Here is a 16,558-nt window from a genome sequence, read left to right on the forward strand (position 1 = left end):
GTATCGCGTTTAGCGGATCGTGCGCGCGGGGGCCAGTGGCGCGTGTCTAGGACCGAGGTTCGATCTGGCGGCCGTCGAGGTCTTCGACCAGTTGGAAGAATTCGAACACCAGCATCATTTCGGGGTCGAATTTATGATCCCGTTTGATCGCGTTTTTGGTTGCCTTGCGCCATGCGGTGAAATCATCGCGGCCAAGGTCCGAATGGGCCATGTTGGTGTTCACGTCGCAATAGCGGATCTGCTGGACCTTGACGGTTTTGACGACCAGCGCGGGAGTGTTGTTCCAAAGTGCAATAATGTCAGTGCGCCCCTCAACGGGCATGGCCTCGGGCGCGTCTTCAAAATCAGCGAGAGCGGCGCAAACAGCGCGTTTGCCGCCCTTGCGGATCAGATCAACCTGCGCACGGCAACTTTCGGCATCATGGCCAAGCTTAAACGTCCCGGCACCGGGATAGGTTTCTTGCAGGTCTTCATATTCGGGCATGGCGGCACTTAATCCTCAGTATTCAAACATTTTTCTAGACGGTCGCTGTAGGGAATGATTGGACAAATAGTATTTGGGGCCAACAAAGAATAAATGGTCAAAACCACGGAAATAGCAACGGGCACCCCTAAAACCGCTAGCTTAGCCGTTCTTCTAACCGGAGTACGTTTGCGACAATCTCGCAGCTCCTTGTGACCACGAGATGTTAACTCAAAAACGCGCCCTTCTGGAGTGGCTGCAATTTCGTTAACTAATCCTTCTGAATTCATTCTCCGCAAGTTGTACAAGACTTCCGCAGTCAAATTAGTATGCACTAACTGCTCTTCGACAAAACGTGAGGCATATCCATTACTTTGAATTATAGCGTGGTCGACAAATTCTACGCCATGTCCTTCATCTTTTTTTTCGATGAGTTCGAGAAGCTCCTGAGTCTGTTGAGGACCGTAGATCATCTATCCCCCATGCAACGTCGGCACCTGCAGCGCAGAGAACCCATAGTGGCGCAGCCAGCGTAGGTCGGACTCAAAGAATGCGCGCAGGTCGGGGATACCGTATTTCAGCATGGCGATGCGGTCGATGCCCATGCCGAAGGCGAAGCCTTGGTATTCGTTCGGGTCGATCCCGCCCGCCTGCAAGACTTTGGGGTGGACCATGCCGGAGCCGAGGACTTCGAGCCAATCGTCGCCCTCGCCCACTTTGACGGTGCCGCCAGAGAACGAACACTGGATATCAACCTCGGCTGAGGGTTCCGTGAACGGGAAGTGGGACGCGCGGAAGCGGGTTTTGACGGTCGTGCCGAAATAGGCGGTGAAGAACTCTTCAAGCACCCATTTCAGGTTCGCCATTGAGATGTCTTTGTCGATCGCGAGACCTTCGATCTGGTGGAACATCGGCGTGTGCGTTTGGTCGTAATCAGCACGGTACACGCGGCCGGGGCAAATGATGCGGATCGGGGCGCCCTGTGCCTCCATTGAGCGGATCTGGACGGGGCTGGTGTGCGTGCGCAAAACGTGCGGAGGGCGGTTATCGCCTGCGTCGCGGTGCATATAGAACGTGTCCATTTCAGCGCGGGCCGGATGGTGGCCGGGAATGTTAAGCGCGTCAAAATTATACCAATCCGTATCGATCTGCGGGCCTTCGGCGGTGGCGAACCCCATGTCGGCGAAGATCGCGGTGCATTCTTCCCAGACCTGGGACACGGGGTGGATGGAGCCGACACGACGATCACGCGCGGGCAGCGTCACATCTAGCCATTCCGCCTTGAGGCGTTCGTCCAGTGCGGCATCGCCCAGCGCAATTTTCTTGGCAACGAGGGCTGCGTTGATCTCATCCTTGAGGGCGTTCAGCGCGGGGCCGGCTGTTTGGCGTTCCTCTGGCGTCATCTTGCCCAGCTCGCGCATTTGCAAGCTGATCTCACCCTTTTTGCCAAGCGCGCCGACGCGCAGGTCTTCGAGGGTGGCTTCGTCGGCGGCGTTGCCGATCAAGTCGAGGTATTTTGATTTCAGATCGTCCATGTGCGTGCCCTTTTTCGCTTGGGTTTCAGGTAGCGAACGGGGCGCGGGTTGGCAAGGTTTGCCCCCACAAAGCAGGGTTTTGACGGATTTGATCACATGGTTCACGAAAACAGCCTTACCTACTGGATATGGTCGCGCCATTTGGTATTTTTCGAAGACCACAGGTTCCGGGGTTTCGCGAAGGTCAGCTATTCGGGTGCGTTGGCCAGTCGTCTGACCAAAACCAAGATCAGCATTGCTGCAATGAACAAAAACACCGCACCGACGCACCATGCGATAGGTGTGGAGTAAAGGTCCGCGACGGTTCCGGCCAACACCAGACCCAATGCGGCCCCCAACTGTTGTATAAGCGATCGCAGTGACAGCATGGTTGATCGCTGGCGGTCCTCTACGCAGCGATGCAGAATACTGCTGGCGGGCGTTTCGCTGATGCCAAGGATCACTGAATACAGGATGAATACTGTCACAAAACCGATGATACCACCTTGCAACGCCAGGGCGATCTGAACGCCCGCCAAGCACGCAAAGGCCGCCGTCAGTGTCATGGCGTGGCGCCGTTTGAACATCCGGCTGATGTGCGCAGACAGAGATGCGCCCAGAGCGATTGAGAAGAAGTAAGTCGCCGTGACGACACCGATGACGGTGTTTGCATAGCCCGCGCCCAACATCGGCTTTGCATGGGTCGGCCAGAGCACCTCAACCGGGTTGGTTGCCATCAGAAAGAACGCCAAGGCGGCCAGCAGGATTGAAAGTGTGGGGTGTTTTAGGGCAAGAAGGCTCGCGTCTTTTATTACTGCGGGGACATTGGCAAAGCCTTGCAGGAGGGCGGTGGCGTCTTTGGGGCGTGGTTTTTCGACAATGGCCAACATCGTGAAACCAAACACGCCCAACATCACCGCAAAGCTTGCCACGTAGGACACATCATAGATGCTGAACCCGATGCCTTTTGCGGCTTCGCCAAAGATGTCGGGCAGAAGCCCCCCTAGAACGGCGCCAATGGCCAAGCCCACGGCGTTGGCCCATTGCGCTTTGGCCAGCGCGGGCTGGACATCCACATTGGGCGCCGCAGCTTTGAACGTTTCGGCAAACCACGCATCAAGAGTGCCTGACCGAAGCGCGCGACCAAAACCGATGAAAGCAAATGACAGCGCCAGAACGTAAAAGTCGCTGGTCGAGAGAAAGAGCGCGAGCGACATCAAGCTGGCGACGACCGCCGTCAAAAAGACCGGCTTGCGGCCAATGCTGTCGGCAAGGCCGCCGAACGGCAGCTCCATCGCCATCGTCGTGAGCGAGTAGACCCCAAACAATAGCGAGATTTGAAAGAGGTCCATGCCACGATCCGTCAATGCCAAGGCAACAACGGCGACTGTCAGCCCCATCGCGAAACGATCAAGGAACTGGTGTATCTGAAATACGCGAATGTGCCGTCGCGCTGTCGCGTTCAGTGCGGCGTATGAGAACTCGGTTTCAGTGGCCATCTTTGCAGCATCGTCATTGGTGCCGACATGCACAATACATTAAGTGCGCCAGACCCTATGTCACACACCAAAGCGGCTGTGCGTGTAGGCGGGCAATCAGATGGGCCGTTCAAGAAACGAAAAAGGCCGCCCTGTTTCCAGCGCGGCCTTTCAAAATTCTATATCGCTTGGCGCTTAGGCCATTGCGGACTTTGCTTTTTCAACGATTGCACCGAATGCATCAGGCTCGTTCACGGCCAGATCGGCGAGGACTTTGCGGTCCACTTCGATACCGGCAAGGTTCAGACCGTTGATGAAACGGGAATATGTCAGCGTCTCGTCGATAGAACGGACAGCCGCGTTGATACGCTGGATCCACAAAGCGCGGAAGTTGCGCTTACGATTGTGACGGTCACGTGTTGCGTATTGGTTCGCCTTGTCGACGGCCTGACGCGCTACTTTGAATGTATTGGAACGACGGCCATAATAGCCTTTCGCCTGATCCGTTACCTTCTTGTGACGACGATGAGTGACTGTACCACCTTTAACTCGCATATCAGGTCCTCCTTAGCGCGCGTATGGCATCATGGACTTGATGATTTTCTCATCAGCCGCACAAAGCGTTGTTGTACCGCGCGCGTTGCGCAGGAACTTGTTGGAGCGTTTGATCATGCCGTGGCGCTTACCAGCTTGGCCAGCCAGCACGCGGCCCGTGGCCGTCACTTTGAACCGCTTTTTGCAGCTCGATTTTGTCTTCATCTTTGGCATTTCCATCTCCTTCTTAGGGTCGGTTTCAAACGCGACTCGGCATGCCGTTCTGGCCGGACGCGCGGTTAGAAGGGGCTGATTAGACCGAAGCCCCCTTTATGGCAAGAGATAAAGGGCTGTTTAGTTGATGTATTGCCCGACAACCTTGACGAAAACGTCAGGAATATCGGCCAAGGCGTAGCCACCGGGATGTTCGCGGATGGCCAGCACAATAAGCCCGCCCGCGATCATGACAGCAATCGCCGCAGCCCGTGGCACACGCCCATCCGCAAGCGCGCCCATTATCGAAGGTATCGAAAACCCGCCAACCACAAGGCCGACGACCAACATCAGATCCGGATCCATACTCACTGCCCCACCAGTTTTAGTCTGGGGAAGGTTACTCTGAAGAGCCCGCAAAAATCAAACGTTCGTCGCAAGGGGCGACGCGCAGGATGTTCGTGCTGCCCGGTGTGTTGAACGGAACACCCGCCGTTACGACGACCATATCATCTTTTGACGCGATGCCCGATGTGGTTGCGGCGCGCACGGCTTCGATCACGGCTGTCTTGAAACGATCGACGACTTTGACAGTCATCACACAATTTGTACCCCAGCTAAGCGCGAGGCGGCGGACTGTGTTGATATCACTGCTCAGCACGATGATCGGCACGCGCGGGCGTTCACGCGAGGTCAGCAGTGCCGTTGTACCAGACTGGGAATAGCAGCAAATCGCTTTGATATCAGCGGTTTCTGCGATTTCACGGGCAGCGGCCACGATACCATCCGCCACAGAGCGGCCGGATGTTTTACGGCTGGCTTCGATGATCTCGGTATAGGTCGGGTCTGCTTCGACTTCGATCGCGACGTTGTTCATGGTGGTCACGGCTTCGATCGGGAAATCACCCGCTGCGGATTCAGCCGACAACATCACGCCGTCCGCGCCTTCATAAATTGCGGTCGCGACGTCGGACACCTCAGCGCGGGTCGGCATCGGGGATTCGATCATGGATTCGAGCATCTGTGTCGCAACGATCACAGGTTTGGCGGCTGCACGACATTTGCGGACCAGTTGTTTCTGGATCGGCGGGACGTTTTGAACGGGCAATTCAACGCCCAGATCGCCACGCGCAACCATGATACCGTCTGACACCGCCAGGATATCGTCAAAGGATGTGACCGCAGTCGGCTTTTCGATCTTGGACATCAGCGCGGCGCGCCCTTTGGCCAGTTTGCGGGCCTCTTCCACGTCGGCGGGGCGCTGTACGAACGACAGCGCAAGCCAATCAACACCCAGATCGCAAACAAATTCCAGATCTTTACGGTCTTTTTCAGACAACGCCGCAAGGGGCAGAACCACGTCAGGCACGTTCACGCCTTTGCGGTTGGAAATGGTGCCAGCAACCAGAACTTCGCAATCGGCGAAATCACGGCCACAGTCTTTGACGCGCAGTTTGATCTTGCCGTCGTTCACCAACAGGTGCGCACCGGGTTCAAGGGCGTCGAAAATTTCTTTGTGGGGCAGTTGCACGCGTTCGGATGTGCCCGGCGCATCGTCCAGATCAAGGCGGAAGGACTGGCCAACCTCGAGGTCTTCGCCGTCGTCATTGGCAAACACACCAACGCGCAGTTTCGGGCCCTGAAGGTCAGCGAGGATCGAGATCGGGGAATTGAGGTCTTTTTCGACCTGACGGATGATCCCGTGGCGGACCTTAATTTCGGCGTGGTCGCCGTGGGACATGTTCAGGCGGAAGACGTCTGCGCCTGCTTCGTGCAAGGCACGGATCATTTCATAATCATCGGACGCTGGTCCAAGGGTGGCGACAATCTTAACGTTGCGATCGCGTTTCATGGTGGTATTCCTCGTGTTCGGCGGGGGCTGGCCTATTCCAGTTACCGCTAACGGATTTGCGGTCTTATAGCGCATTCCCATCCCACTACAACTGCCCACAACTGGATGACGCACAGATGACAAATCAGGATTACGCGCCCTTTCATCTCCATGGTGAAACCCGCAGTTCCCGTTGGTTGATCACCTGCGATCATGCGGCCAACACGGTGCCCCCGTCGGTTGGGGGCGGGTCATTGGGTTTGCCAGACACGGATATGAACCGCCACATTGCCTATGATATCGGGGCGGCGGGCGTAACGCGGGCCTTGGCGGATGCGTTGGACGCGCCTGCCATTCTGTCGAATTTTTCGCGTATGGTGATTGATCCCAATCGCGGGCTGGATGATCCGACGTTGCTGATGAAACTTTATGACGGGTCTGTCATTCCGACGAACGCGCAGGCAGATCAGATAGAAAAGGCACGTCGGGTGGATGCGTTTTATACGCCGTATCACGCAGCCTACGCTGATTTGGCGGCGCGGCGCGATGATACGGTGATTGTGGCGATCCACAGCTTTACCCCGCAACTGAACGGACGCGGCCAGCGCCCGTGGCACATCGGGGTGCTGCACGAATTTGACAACCGGTTGTCTGATCCGCTGCTTGAAATTTTGTACGACGATCCTGATTTATGTGTGGGCGACAATGAACCCTACGCAGGCCATTTGCCCGGTGACGCAATCGATCGCCACGCCTTGCAAATGGGCCGCGCGAATGTGTTGATTGAAGTGCGAAACGATTTGATTGAAACGGACGCGGATCAGATCGCGTGGGGGCAACGGTTGGCCCCTATCCTGACACACGCATTGGAGAAGATGGATGCCTGATATTGATGCCCAAACCCAAGTCGAGCTTGAGGCCGCCGCGTTTCGCCGTTTGCAAAAGCACCTCATGGAGGACCGCACGGACGCCCAAAACATCGATATGATGAACCTTGCCGGGTTTTGCCGCAACTGCCTGAGCCGCTGGTATCAAGAAGCCGCGAACGAACGCGGGATCGAGATGACAAAGGACGAGGGCCGCGAGGCGTTTTACGGGATGACCATGGCGCAGTGGAAGGCGAATTATCAGACTGACGCGAGTGCGGCGCAAAATGCCGCCTTCGATACCGCCTTCGCCGAGAACGTCAAAAAGGATTAATCTTTGCGGCGCACGAAGGCGGGTGATGCGTTTTGGGCCAGTGCTTTGGCCTGATCCACCCATTGATCGCGGGTCACGCGGCCTTTGAAACCTTCGAGGTTTTCATCAACCCAAGCGATTTCATCGCCCGTCCACGCGGCGATCTGGTCGTAGTGCCAAAAGCCCAACGTATTACACAATTTTTCAAGCTTCCTGCCGATGCCTTTGATTTTGGTCAGATCATCCGGCAGCCCGTCGCGCGGGGCCTCCAGACCTGCGGGCTTTGCGGCAGCTTCGGGCGCTGGGTCCGCCTTTTGGACAGGTATGATGGGGTCGGGAACAGGTACGGGCGACGGGACCGTTGCGGGTGGGGACATGGGCGTCGGGCGGGTATAACCGCCGCCCTGCATGTCGGGAATATCATCGAGAGGATCCGACGACATGGACCGTGTGCGGGATTTTTCGCGTTTCAGTTCGGCCTGTAACCGGCGCACTTCGTCTGCGTCCGCGCCCAAATCGAGCCGCCCGCCCCAGATCAGCCATCCCGCGAACAAACCGAGGAGTGCAGCCAGCGCCAGCAGCACCCAGATTTCGGCCAATAGGAAATCCCATTCTATGAACATGATGTGGTCCTTTCAGGCATCAGGGCTGGGTCCACGACAGGGTCGTGCGGCGGTTTTGCGCGCGCCCTTCGGGTGTTGCGTTGTCGGCAATTGGATCTGTCTGGCCGTAACCCACAGGGGTCATCACATCTGCGGTGGCCCCACGATCAATCAGGGCGGCGCGCACTTCGGCGGCGCGGTTAAAGCTAAGGGCGTTGTTGCTGTCTGCATCACCCGTGGCGTCCGTGTGCCCGCCAATTTCAAGGCGCAGCCCCGCATCGAGGCAGGGGCGCACCACCGCCGCCAGACCGTTGATCGCGCGGATTGACGTGGCATCAAGGCGCGCAGAACCGGACAGGAAATTGATTGTGGCGCTGTCCAGAATGGCCATGGACGCGGCGGTGCAACCCCCGACATCAGCCGTGAAATCCAGATCGGGCAACCAGAAGCCGCCTGTGAATACTTCGTTCAGACCCGTTGCGGCGTTCAGGCGCTGCGTGCCGTCATCTGGTAGACCGTCCAGCGGACCGAGGGAAAACGCCACATCACCGGGCAGCGTTTCGGCCAGATCAACTGCCACCAGATCAACGTCAACGCCCGGGGACAGGATCAGATCAAGCGCGCTGCCGTCCCCGTCGCGCGCATAGGTCATCTGTTCGACTTCGGGCAGGTAACGGGCTGCAATGGTCAGCGTATCAAGGCTGGTGCCTGCCCTGTCATCTTCGACCGCCGTCACAGGGGTGCCATCGATATCCGCCAACTCGAGGGTCGATGCGATGTCATCCATCGACAGACCAACGGGCAAGCGGCCTTCAACCGTCGCACCTGTTGTCGCGGAATACTGCAACGTCCATGCGGCGGGCGATCCATCATCCAGATAGGTGATCGTGCGGGTGATGTTTGTGTCCGCGGGCAGATTGGCAAAGACGCTATCAAGGACCACATCAACCTGCGGCGATGCGGCGGTGCCCGTAAGAACAATTGCATCTGCGGTGACATCCAAAACACCCGTCGTCAACAAGCCCAAAGCCGTGACACCCGCGTTTGAATTATCCGTGAACGCGCCATCTGTATCTGGCAGAAAACTGCGGGCTGCATCGCTTGTGACGGCCACGCCCGCAGGGCCGCGTGGGTTGAAACCGGTGGGGAATTTACCGGTGGCGCTGGCTTGGCGACCATCCCAATCCATTGTCATGGCCAAGGGCGCGCCGTCGTCCCACAGCGAAAGATCGGCGGTGACAGCGTAGCCATCCGGTATCTGCGCCAAACGCGCATTGGCCTGTTCAATCCCGTCCGGGGTGCCTGAACCGGTCAGGGTGGCGGTTGCACCATCAATGACCAGTTGTGCGTCGATCAGTTCGGACGCGGCCGCCATACTGACACGGACAAGCCTGTGCCAGTCAGGGTCTTGCGCGGGGAATATCGATTGGGTGACATCGATGGGATCGCGTAGGGCGAATAACTCACCGATGACATCCGTCGACAGATCGGCGGGGAATTTGCCAGTCGCAGAAACTGCATCATCGCGCAGATCAAGCGTCAGCCGCAAAGGGGTCCCATCGTCAAGAACGGTGATATCGTTGTCCAACGTATAGCCGGGCGGAAGTGGCATTAGCGTGGCGATGATGGCGTCGCGATCATCGGGGGTTTGCGCAACACCGCCGATCATCAATACTCGTTCCGTCAAAAGGGCGCCACCTGATTGCAGCATGGACACGGGGGTTTGCGCGGCAGCGGCGAGGGTGATCCAGTTTTCATCCGGCACACCCGCGGCAAGGGTCAGATCACTGCCGTCAGGGAACAGGCCAAACGCATCGGGTGTGGGCACGGACCCTTGCGCGCGAACAGCCCCGTCAGACAGATAAATCCGCATGGAAAAATTTGGGGCATAGGGCACTGCCTCTAGGGCATCCACATTCACGGTGCGCACACCTTCCACGGATTGAAGTGCAGTCCTGAGAACGGACACGCCCGTATCGCCCAGAACATATCCAGACACAGTAACATCACGGCCAGACACACGCATTGTCCAGGTTTGGGGCGTGACGGCCTGCGCGCCAGCAGCGGTGGCCTGATCGGAAATCGTGGCTTGAATGCGGGTCGCGTGGTCTGTCGATGCGACATACCCCAGCGCCGCAACGCCGCCCGCCAACACAAGACCCCCGATTAACCTGCGCACGTCACCCTCCGGCATGGATTACCTTTAGGTCACTATGGCCGCGTGAAGGACCCACGTGCAAGCGGGCCCTTTTCAATCGCACTTAGATGGCGACTTTACGGCTTTCTTCGAGGTAGATTTCACGCAGACGCGCAGCAATCGGGCCCGGCGTGCCTGCACCGACAGCCGCGCCATCAATTTCAACGACAGGCATCACGAATGTGGACGCTGAGGTGATAAACGCCTCATCCGCACCCTGCGCCTCTTCAATGGTGAAACTACGCTCTTCGATCTTCATCTGTGCTTCTTTGGCGAAACGCAGAACGGCGGCACGCGTGATCCCGTGGAGGATTTCGGTGCCCAAATGACGGGTGATGATCGTATTGCCTTTGACGATATAGGCGTTGTTGGACGTGCCTTCGGTGACGTGGCCGTCCTCGATCATCCATGCATCATCACAGCCCGCCGCCTTGGCCATCATTTTGCCCATAGAGGGGTACAAAAGCTGGGTTGTCTTGATATCGCGGCGGCCCCACCGCTGATCGTCGATGGAAATAACCTTGAACCCTTCGAGGGCTTTGGGGCTGTCGGCCAGACCGGGTTTATTCTGCGTGAACAGCACCAGTGTCGGTTTGACGTCCGCGCTGGGATAGGCGAAATCGCGATCCCCGGCACTGCCGCGGCTGACTTGTAAATAGATCATGCCCTCGTCGATATCGTTCAGGCGCACCAGTTCGCGGTGGATGTCCAGCAGGTCATCAAAAGCATCAGGTTTCTGCATCTCAAGTTCATTGAGGGACCGTTCGAGCCGCTTGGCGTGGCCCGCAAAATCGATCAGCTTACCGCCCAGAACCGACGTGACCTCATAAACGCCATCGGCCATCAGAAAGCTGCGGTCAAAGATCGAAACGGTTGCTTTTTCTTCGGGCAGGTATTCGCCATTTACGTAAACTGTGCGGCTCATGTTGGTTATCCCCATAGGTTCCGGCTGGGTGCATGTACGCCGGCATCATCAAAAATAAGTGGTTCATCGCGGTCTTCGGCCAGAAGCAGCGGGCCGTCAAGGTCAACCACTTCGGCGCCTTGCGCAACAATCGTCGCCGGCGCCATCGCAAGGGACGATCCGACCATGCAGCCGACCATAACTTTGTAGCCCTCGGCCCGTGCGGCGTCGTTCAGTCTAAGCGCCTCGGTCAAACCGCCGGTTTTATCCAGCTTGATGTTGACCATGTCATATTTGCCTTTCAGCCCCGCAAGCGTTGCGGTGTCATGGCAGGATTCATCGGCGCACACAGGCAGCGGGCGTGCGATTTCGCCCAGCATGTCGTCGCGACCTGCGGGCATCGGTTGTTCTACCATCGTCACGCCGAGGCGGATCAGATGCGGCGCGAGGTCGGTATAGACTTCAGCCGTCCAACCTTCGTTTGCGTCCACGATGATGGTGGATTTCGGGGCACCTTCGCGCACAGCCTCTAGCCGCGCCATGTCATCGGGCGTGCCGAGCTTGATTTTAAGAAGCGGGCGATCGGCATGTTTCGCCGCCGCCGCGCGCATGTTTTCAGGTGTGTCCAGCGACAGGGTAAATGCGGTGATGCAGGGCGCGGGCGCGGGCACACCGATCAAATCCCAGACACGTTTGCCTGTGATTTTCGCCTCGTGGTCCCACAAAGCACAATCAACGGCGTTGCGTGCAGCACCCGCCTCTAGCAGGTCGTACAATCCATCGCGCGTCACATCCGCAGGCAGGCCCGCGATCTGATCTGTCACGCTGTCCATGGTTTCATCGTACCGCGCATACGGCACACATTCGCCCCACCCCACCACGCCGTCGCGTTCAATCTTGACGGTCAGAACTTTGGCCTGCGTGCGCGACCCCCGCGAGATGGTGAACACCTCTGCCAGTTGGAACACGTCTTGGGTGACCGCAATTGTCATTCGATTTGCCTCATCTTCATCTAGGCCAATAAACTCCCGCCGGAGGCTCCGACGGGAGATCAGGACATTACAGTGCGACGAGGGCATCCACCAGACGATCCGCACCATGGCGGAATGGATCAACCGTGGGCAAGCCCATGCGGTCCTCGATTTCCTTGAGACAGGCGTTGGCCTCGTCCTCGGACAAGTGCTGTGTGTTGACAGAAATACCGATGACTTTGACATCAGGGTTCACCACGCGGGCGACCTGCAAAGACAGATCGCGCAGCGCTTCGAGCGTCGGAAGGCTATAGGTTGGCAAGCCGCGCATGTGTGTGCGGGTGGGTTCGTGCGCCAACACCAAGGCATCTGGCTGACCGCCGTGAACCAGCGCCATCGTCACACCGGAATAGGACGCGTGGAACAGGCTGCCCTGCCCTTCGATGTGATCCCAGTGATCTTCGTCGTTGTCCGGCGTGAGGTATTCGACCGCGCCCGCCATAAAGTCGGCGACAACTGCGTCCAAGGGCACACCGCCCCCTGTGATCAGGATGCCTGTCTGGCCCGTGGGACGGAACGTAGATTTCATACCGCGCTTGCGCATTTCACCGTCCATCGCGAGGCCAGTGTACATCTTGCCAGCCGAACAATCTGTTCCCACCGCGAGGCAACGTTTGCCCGTGCGTTTCAGGCCATTGGCAATCGGATAGGCGACGGACGGGATACGCACATCGTGCAGGGTTTGGCCGGCCACACGCGCCGCGGCGACCAGATCGTTTTCATCGCGCAGCAGATTGTGCAGACCCGAGGCGAGGTCAAACCCCATGCCCAGGGCTTCGATCAGCACGTCCTTCCAGCTTTGCGAAATGATGCCGCCACGGTTCGCCACGCCAATCACGACGGTCCGCGCGCCTGCGTCCCATGCTTCTTGCAAAGTCAGATCATCGATCCCCACATCCGCGCCACACCCCGGCAGGCGGAACTGGCCAACAGCGTTTTCAGGGCGCCAGTCTTTGATGCCTTGGGCCACTTTCGCAGCAAGCTGATCGGGCGCATCGCCGAGGAACAAAAGATATGGGGTGGGAATCATGGCAGCCTCCTTAGGGTTTTGCGCAGAATGGGACAGATGGGCGGGTAAAGTCTTTTGAAATACACCGTAAACAAACATTAATTCGAATATTTTTGCGTAAACTGGAATTCTTGTGCAATTTTTTTCCACCTACAGCTAAGACATCATGCCGCTTTCGCACTTGCAGCATTGCGCGCAATAATCTACCTCCGTCGCCAGAAAATACGCAACTTCATTACCCACAGGATTGCCCATGTCATTTCGCCTGCAACCCACGCCCGTCGCCCGCCCGAACCGTTGCCAGTTGTTTGGCCCCGGCAGCAATACCAAACTGTTTGCCAAGATGGCGGCGAGCGCTGCGGACGTTGTGAACCTTGATCTTGAAGACAGCGTCAGCCCGAGCGACAAAGACAGCGCGCGCGCCAATGTGATCGAGGCGATCAACACGATTGATTGGGGCACCAAGACAGTCAGCGTGCGGATCAACGGGTTGGACACGCCGTATTGGTATCGCGATGTGGTGGATGTGTTGGAACAAGCGGGCGACCGACTGGATCAAATCATGATCCCCAAGGTCGGATGTGCCGGTGATATCTATGCCGTTGATGCGCTGGTGACAGCAATTGAGCGCGCCAAGGGGCGGACAAAACCGATTTCTTTTGAGGTTATTATCGAATCCGCCGCTGGTATCGCACATGTAGAAGAAATCGCTGCCGCGTCACCGCGTATGCAGGCGATGTCGCTTGGTGCTGCTGATTTTGCAGCCTCCATGGGGATGCAAACAACGGGCATCGGTGGGACGCAGGAAAACTATTACATGCTACACGGTGAGGCGCGCCATTACAGCGACCCGTGGCATTGGGCACAGACGGCGATTGTTGCGGCCTGCCGCACCCACGGTGTGTTGCCTGTTGATGGCCCGTTCGGGGATTTTTCCGACGATGAAGGCTACCGCGCCCAAGCACGGCGCAGCGCGACCCTTGGTATGGTTGGCAAATGGGCCATCCACCCCAAACAGATCGCGCTGGCCAATGAGGTATTCACCCCGTCTGAGGAGGCCGTCGCAGAAGCCCGTGAAATCCTCGCCGCGATGAAAGACGCGACAGAGCGCGGCGAGGGGGCGACCGTTTACAAAGGCCGCTTGGTCGACATCGCATCGATCAAGCAGGCCGAAGTCATCGTCAAACAGAGCGAGATGATCGCGGGTTAACCAGCCAACGGCATGTAAATGTCTGTCCGCAAATCATCAGGCGCGGTGTTCGTGGGATCATTGAGGTACACCTCAAAGGACGGGGCATCGCGCAGTTCGGCCTGACTGCCAGCCAGCCAATCACCGTACAGAAACCGATACGCCGACACGAGGCCGCTGTAGGGGCCTTTGAAATGCAGGATGGCGTAGTTGCCCCCTGCCAGCGCGACATCCTCGAGCCCGTCGGGGATGTCTGCCCCGTTCCAGATGACGCCCGCATGGCTGCGTAGATCGTCAATCGGGGTTGTGCTCGGGTCATCGTAATACACCCCCGCCATTCCGCCCGTGTGGGGCCAGTGATTGCCCGTCGACATGATCGTAGAGACCTTTTGATAACAAGCGCTGCCCTCCGCGTAATCACCACGGTGGCTAAGCGCGGCGAGGCGCATGTCGGGGACTTCTTTCGTCGTTACTTCAAACATCAGGGAGTGTCCTTGTATTGGGCCACGATGATCTGCCGTCTGTCCACGTTTGCGAAACGCAGCCGGAGTCACACCGTAGCTGTCTTTGAATGTGCGCGCGAAGCTGCGGTCATTGTCATACCCGACGCGCACGGCGATCTGGGGCACGGGCATATCCGTGCGCACCAGCAACATGGACGCCTTGTGCATACGCACGGACCGGATCGTGGCGGCAGGTGATGCCCCCATGATCGCAGAAAACACCTTTTGCCAATGAAACCGCGACATGGCGGCCACATCGGCCAGTTGATCCAGCGACAGATCCTGATCGGCGTTCGCGTGGATATAATCGATGACGCGCATGATGCGGTCCATATGTGGGTGTTTGCGTTCCATGGCCTTGTCCTAACGCGCCCCAAGTGCACAAATCTTGCTGAGTTGCATTTCGTCTACCTGCGACCTTATATCGGAGTAAGAATAATTGGAGCACGTCGCATGACCAACTACCTCGACTTTGAAAAGCCGCTGGCCGAAATTGAAGGCAAAGCCGCTGAACTGCGTGCGCTGGCCCGCCAGAACGAGGAAATGGATGTGGAGGCCGAGGCGCAAGCGCTGGATAAAAAGGCCGCCGATTTGTTGGTGGCGCTGTACGCCGATCTGACGCCTTGGCGCAAATGCCAGATCGCGCGCCACGCAGATCGACCCCACTGCAAAGATTACATCGAGGCGTTGTTTACCGAATACACGCCGCTGGCTGGCGATCGCAATTTTGCGGATGACCACGCGGTGATGGGTGGCTTGGCACGCCTTGACGGGCAGCCCGTGATGGTGATCGGCCATGAAAAGGGCAACGACACGAAATCGCGGATTGAGCGTAATTTCGGCATGGCCCGCCCTGAAGGCTACCGCAAAGCGATCCGTTTGATGGATATGGCCGACCGGTTTGGCCTGCCTGTTGTGACGTTGGTGGACACGCCCGGCGCCTACCCGGGCAAAGGCGCAGAAGAGCGCGGCCAATCCGAGGCGATTGCACGGTCAACGCAGAAATGCCTGCAAATCGGTGTCCCGTTGGTCAGCGTGATTATCGGCGAAGGCGGGTCTGGCGGGGCGGTGGCGTTCGCAACAGCCAACCGCGTCGCGATGTTGCAGCATTCAGTTTATTCCGTGATTTCGCCCGAGGGCTGCGCGTCGATCCTTTGGAAAGACGCCGAAAAGATGCGCGAAGCGGCAGAAGCGCTGCGATTGACCGCGCAAAACTTGCAAGAACTGGGCGTGTGTGACCGCATCATCGATGAGCCCGTCGGCGGCGCCCATCGCCATAAGAAAACGGCGATTGAGGGCGTGGGCAAAGCGATTTCCAGCATGATCGCAGAGTTGAGCAGCAAATCCCCCGAAGCCCTGCGCCAAGCGCGGCGGCAAAAATACCTCGACCTCGGGAGCAAAGGCCTAGCGGCATGATCCGCGCCGGCCTTGCCCTATTACTGAGCGCGCAAGCGGCAGCGGCAGGCGGGCTGATGGAGCGCACGGTGACGTTTGGCGCGCTGGCCTATGATGACGCGGACGCCCCGATTTATGTGGGCGAACGTCACCCGGCGGTGGTTTCCAATAACATTGAATACGGGCTGGGGCCCGAGGGCGTGCAGAACGGCTGGGACATCGTGCCCGCCATTGTCGACATCCGCGATGCGCAAGTGATTGTCACCTACCCCGAGACCGTTGGCGGCACGTTTCCCGTGGCCGGATTCAACGGCTATGTGTTGGATTTTTTGACCGAGTGTGTGCTGTTCAATGGCGCGGCGCAGAATTTGGAAAATTCGACGGCAGTGTTGCAGGACGGGGCTGTTTTTGTGGAAGGCTCGAAGCTGTATGTCGATCTGGGTGGGCAGGATTTTGGGCCGCAGACGTTTATCGTGGTGGATGTTGATGTGGCCGATTGCCCACTAAGCTGACCCG

General features: G+C 58.0%; 19 protein-coding genes. 5 read left to right on the top strand and 14 right to left on the bottom strand.

The window, feature by feature from the left end; translation table 11 throughout:
- Positions 1 to 46 precede the first annotated feature (46 nt).
- The 8 genes from L0664_RS08655 to pyk all read right to left on the bottom strand — a co-directional run bounded on the left by L0664_RS08655 (position 47) and on the right by pyk (position 6,054).
- Positions 47 to 484, bottom strand: a complete 438-nt coding sequence (locus tag L0664_RS08655; protein ID WP_235225251.1) for an ASCH domain-containing protein — start codon at positions 482 to 484, stop codon at positions 47 to 49.
- 8 nt (positions 485 to 492) lie between these two features.
- The gene (locus L0664_RS08660; RefSeq protein WP_235225252.1) at positions 493 to 936 is read right to left on the bottom strand and encodes a hypothetical protein; all 444 of its coding nucleotides are present in this window, start codon (positions 934 to 936) and stop codon (positions 493 to 495) included.
- Positions 937 to 1,998 carry a phenylalanine--tRNA ligase subunit alpha gene (gene pheS, locus L0664_RS08665; protein WP_235225253.1) on the bottom strand — a complete coding sequence of 354 codons (1,062 nt, stop codon included), beginning with the start codon at positions 1,996 to 1,998 and terminating at the stop codon, positions 937 to 939.
- Positions 1,999 to 2,186: 188 nt separating this feature from the next.
- Positions 2,187 to 3,476: an MFS transporter gene (locus tag L0664_RS08670; protein WP_235225254.1), complete on the bottom strand. Its 1,290-nt coding sequence runs from the start codon at positions 3,474 to 3,476 to the stop codon at positions 2,187 to 2,189.
- 174 nt (positions 3,477 to 3,650) lie between these two features.
- On the bottom strand, positions 3,651 to 4,010 hold the full coding sequence (rplT, locus tag L0664_RS08675; RefSeq protein ID WP_235225255.1) for a 50S ribosomal protein L20: 360 nt from the start codon (positions 4,008 to 4,010) through the stop codon (positions 3,651 to 3,653).
- Between the two features lie 12 nt (positions 4,011 to 4,022).
- Positions 4,023 to 4,223 (bottom strand): 50S ribosomal protein L35, encoded by a 201-nt coding sequence (rpmI, locus tag L0664_RS08680; RefSeq protein WP_108640125.1) that lies wholly within the window; start codon positions 4,221 to 4,223, stop codon positions 4,023 to 4,025.
- 120 nt (positions 4,224 to 4,343) lie between these two features.
- Entirely contained in the window at positions 4,344 to 4,568 is a 225-nt protein-coding gene (locus L0664_RS08685; protein ID WP_235225256.1) for a hypothetical protein, read from the bottom strand.
- Between the two features lie 34 nt (positions 4,569 to 4,602).
- Positions 4,603 to 6,054 (bottom strand): pyruvate kinase, encoded by a 1,452-nt coding sequence (gene pyk, locus L0664_RS08690; protein WP_235225257.1) that lies wholly within the window; start codon positions 6,052 to 6,054, stop codon positions 4,603 to 4,605.
- A 116-nt stretch (positions 6,055 to 6,170) separates the two neighbouring features.
- On the opposite strand from pyk, the gene L0664_RS08695 reads away from it, so the two are divergent.
- Positions 6,171 to 6,920: an N-formylglutamate amidohydrolase gene (locus tag L0664_RS08695; RefSeq protein WP_235225258.1), complete on the top strand. Its 750-nt coding sequence runs from the start codon at positions 6,171 to 6,173 to the stop codon at positions 6,918 to 6,920.
- Entirely contained in the window at positions 6,913 to 7,233 is a 321-nt protein-coding gene (locus L0664_RS08700; protein WP_235225259.1) for a DUF1244 domain-containing protein, read from the top strand. Before L0664_RS08695 ends, L0664_RS08700 begins: the two co-directional genes overlap by 8 nt.
- Here L0664_RS08700 and L0664_RS08705 read toward each other — a convergent pair.
- The 5 genes from L0664_RS08705 to dgcN form a co-directional block, all read right to left on the bottom strand.
- Positions 7,230 to 7,835, bottom strand: coding sequence for an NADH-quinone oxidoreductase subunit E (locus L0664_RS08705; protein WP_235225260.1), 606 nt, complete (start codon positions 7,833 to 7,835; stop codon positions 7,230 to 7,232). The genes L0664_RS08700 and L0664_RS08705 overlap by 4 nt on opposite strands.
- A 19-nt stretch (positions 7,836 to 7,854) precedes the next feature.
- The gene (locus L0664_RS08710) at positions 7,855 to 10,008 is read right to left on the bottom strand and encodes an OmpA family protein (protein ID WP_235225261.1); all 2,154 of its coding nucleotides are present in this window, start codon (positions 10,006 to 10,008) and stop codon (positions 7,855 to 7,857) included.
- A gap of 67 nt (positions 10,009 to 10,075) precedes the next feature.
- Positions 10,076 to 10,936: a D-amino-acid transaminase gene (locus tag L0664_RS08715; RefSeq protein ID WP_235225262.1), complete on the bottom strand. Its 861-nt coding sequence runs from the start codon at positions 10,934 to 10,936 to the stop codon at positions 10,076 to 10,078.
- 5 nt (positions 10,937 to 10,941) lie between these two features.
- Positions 10,942 to 11,907 carry an N-acetyl-D-Glu racemase DgcA gene (gene dgcA / locus L0664_RS08720; protein WP_235225263.1) on the bottom strand — a complete coding sequence of 322 codons (966 nt, stop codon included), beginning with the start codon at positions 11,905 to 11,907 and terminating at the stop codon, positions 10,942 to 10,944.
- Between the two features lie 67 nt (positions 11,908 to 11,974).
- On the bottom strand, positions 11,975 to 12,976 hold the full coding sequence (dgcN, locus tag L0664_RS08725) for an N-acetyltransferase DgcN (RefSeq protein WP_235225264.1): 1,002 nt from the start codon (positions 12,974 to 12,976) through the stop codon (positions 11,975 to 11,977).
- 232 nt (positions 12,977 to 13,208) lie between these two features.
- Between dgcN and L0664_RS08730 the strand changes: the two genes are divergently transcribed.
- Positions 13,209 to 14,165, top strand: a complete 957-nt coding sequence (locus L0664_RS08730; protein ID WP_235225265.1) for an L-malyl-CoA/beta-methylmalyl-CoA lyase — start codon at positions 13,209 to 13,211, stop codon at positions 14,163 to 14,165.
- Here the strand turns inward: L0664_RS08730 and L0664_RS08735 are convergent.
- Positions 14,162 to 15,001, bottom strand: coding sequence for an AraC family transcriptional regulator (locus L0664_RS08735; RefSeq protein WP_235225266.1), 840 nt, complete (start codon positions 14,999 to 15,001; stop codon positions 14,162 to 14,164). The genes L0664_RS08730 and L0664_RS08735 overlap by 4 nt on opposite strands.
- A 99-nt stretch (positions 15,002 to 15,100) precedes the next feature.
- Between L0664_RS08735 and L0664_RS08740 the strand changes: the two genes are divergently transcribed.
- On the top strand, positions 15,101 to 16,063 hold the full coding sequence (locus tag L0664_RS08740; RefSeq protein ID WP_235225267.1) for an acetyl-CoA carboxylase carboxyltransferase subunit alpha: 963 nt from the start codon (positions 15,101 to 15,103) through the stop codon (positions 16,061 to 16,063).
- Positions 16,060 to 16,554: a hypothetical protein gene (locus L0664_RS08745; RefSeq protein ID WP_235225268.1), complete on the top strand. Its 495-nt coding sequence runs from the start codon at positions 16,060 to 16,062 to the stop codon at positions 16,552 to 16,554. Before L0664_RS08740 ends, L0664_RS08745 begins: the two co-directional genes overlap by 4 nt.
- Positions 16,555 to 16,558: the final 4 nt, after the last annotated feature.

It is taken from the genome of Octadecabacter dasysiphoniae, assembly GCF_021532615.1.
Classification (GTDB): Bacteria; Pseudomonadota; Alphaproteobacteria; order Rhodobacterales; family Rhodobacteraceae; genus Octadecabacter; species Octadecabacter dasysiphoniae.

What these genes read in the sequence shown, in the direction of transcription:
- L0664_RS08740 (WP_235225267.1), top strand. Translation starts at nt 15,101, where the DNA reads ATGACCAACTACCTCGACTTTGAAAAGCCGCTGGCCGAAATTGAAGGC.
- pyk (WP_235225257.1), bottom strand. Translation starts at nt 6,054, where the DNA reads ATGAAACGCGATCGCAACGTTAAGATTGTCGCCACCCTTGGACCAGCG.
- L0664_RS08655 (WP_235225251.1), bottom strand. Translation starts at nt 484, where the DNA reads ATGCCCGAATATGAAGACCTGCAAGAAACCTATCCCGGTGCCGGGACG.
- L0664_RS08710 (WP_235225261.1), bottom strand. Translation starts at nt 10,008, where the DNA reads ATGCCGGAGGGTGACGTGCGCAGGTTAATCGGGGGTCTTGTGTTGGCG.
- L0664_RS08685 (WP_235225256.1), bottom strand. Translation starts at nt 4,568, where the DNA reads ATGGATCCGGATCTGATGTTGGTCGTCGGCCTTGTGGTTGGCGGGTTT.
- rplT (WP_235225255.1), bottom strand. Translation starts at nt 4,010, where the DNA reads ATGCGAGTTAAAGGTGGTACAGTCACTCATCGTCGTCACAAGAAGGTA.
- L0664_RS08670 (WP_235225254.1), bottom strand. Translation starts at nt 3,476, where the DNA reads ATGGCCACTGAAACCGAGTTCTCATACGCCGCACTGAACGCGACAGCG.
- L0664_RS08700 (WP_235225259.1), top strand. Translation starts at nt 6,913, where the DNA reads ATGCCTGATATTGATGCCCAAACCCAAGTCGAGCTTGAGGCCGCCGCG.
- L0664_RS08715 (WP_235225262.1), bottom strand. Translation starts at nt 10,936, where the DNA reads ATGAGCCGCACAGTTTACGTAAATGGCGAATACCTGCCCGAAGAAAAA.
- rpmI (WP_108640125.1), bottom strand. Translation starts at nt 4,223, where the DNA reads ATGCCAAAGATGAAGACAAAATCGAGCTGCAAAAAGCGGTTCAAAGTG.
- L0664_RS08735 (WP_235225266.1), bottom strand. Translation starts at nt 15,001, where the DNA reads ATGGAACGCAAACACCCACATATGGACCGCATCATGCGCGTCATCGAT.
- L0664_RS08745 (WP_235225268.1), top strand. Translation starts at nt 16,060, where the DNA reads ATGATCCGCGCCGGCCTTGCCCTATTACTGAGCGCGCAAGCGGCAGCG.
- pheS (WP_235225253.1), bottom strand. Translation starts at nt 1,998, where the DNA reads ATGGACGATCTGAAATCAAAATACCTCGACTTGATCGGCAACGCCGCC.
- dgcA (WP_235225263.1), bottom strand. Translation starts at nt 11,907, where the DNA reads ATGACAATTGCGGTCACCCAAGACGTGTTCCAACTGGCAGAGGTGTTC.
- L0664_RS08730 (WP_235225265.1), top strand. Translation starts at nt 13,209, where the DNA reads ATGTCATTTCGCCTGCAACCCACGCCCGTCGCCCGCCCGAACCGTTGC.
- L0664_RS08660 (WP_235225252.1), bottom strand. Translation starts at nt 936, where the DNA reads ATGATCTACGGTCCTCAACAGACTCAGGAGCTTCTCGAACTCATCGAA.
- L0664_RS08695 (WP_235225258.1), top strand. Translation starts at nt 6,171, where the DNA reads ATGACAAATCAGGATTACGCGCCCTTTCATCTCCATGGTGAAACCCGC.
- dgcN (WP_235225264.1), bottom strand. Translation starts at nt 12,976, where the DNA reads ATGATTCCCACCCCATATCTTTTGTTCCTCGGCGATGCGCCCGATCAG.
- L0664_RS08705 (WP_235225260.1), bottom strand. Translation starts at nt 7,835, where the DNA reads ATGTTCATAGAATGGGATTTCCTATTGGCCGAAATCTGGGTGCTGCTG.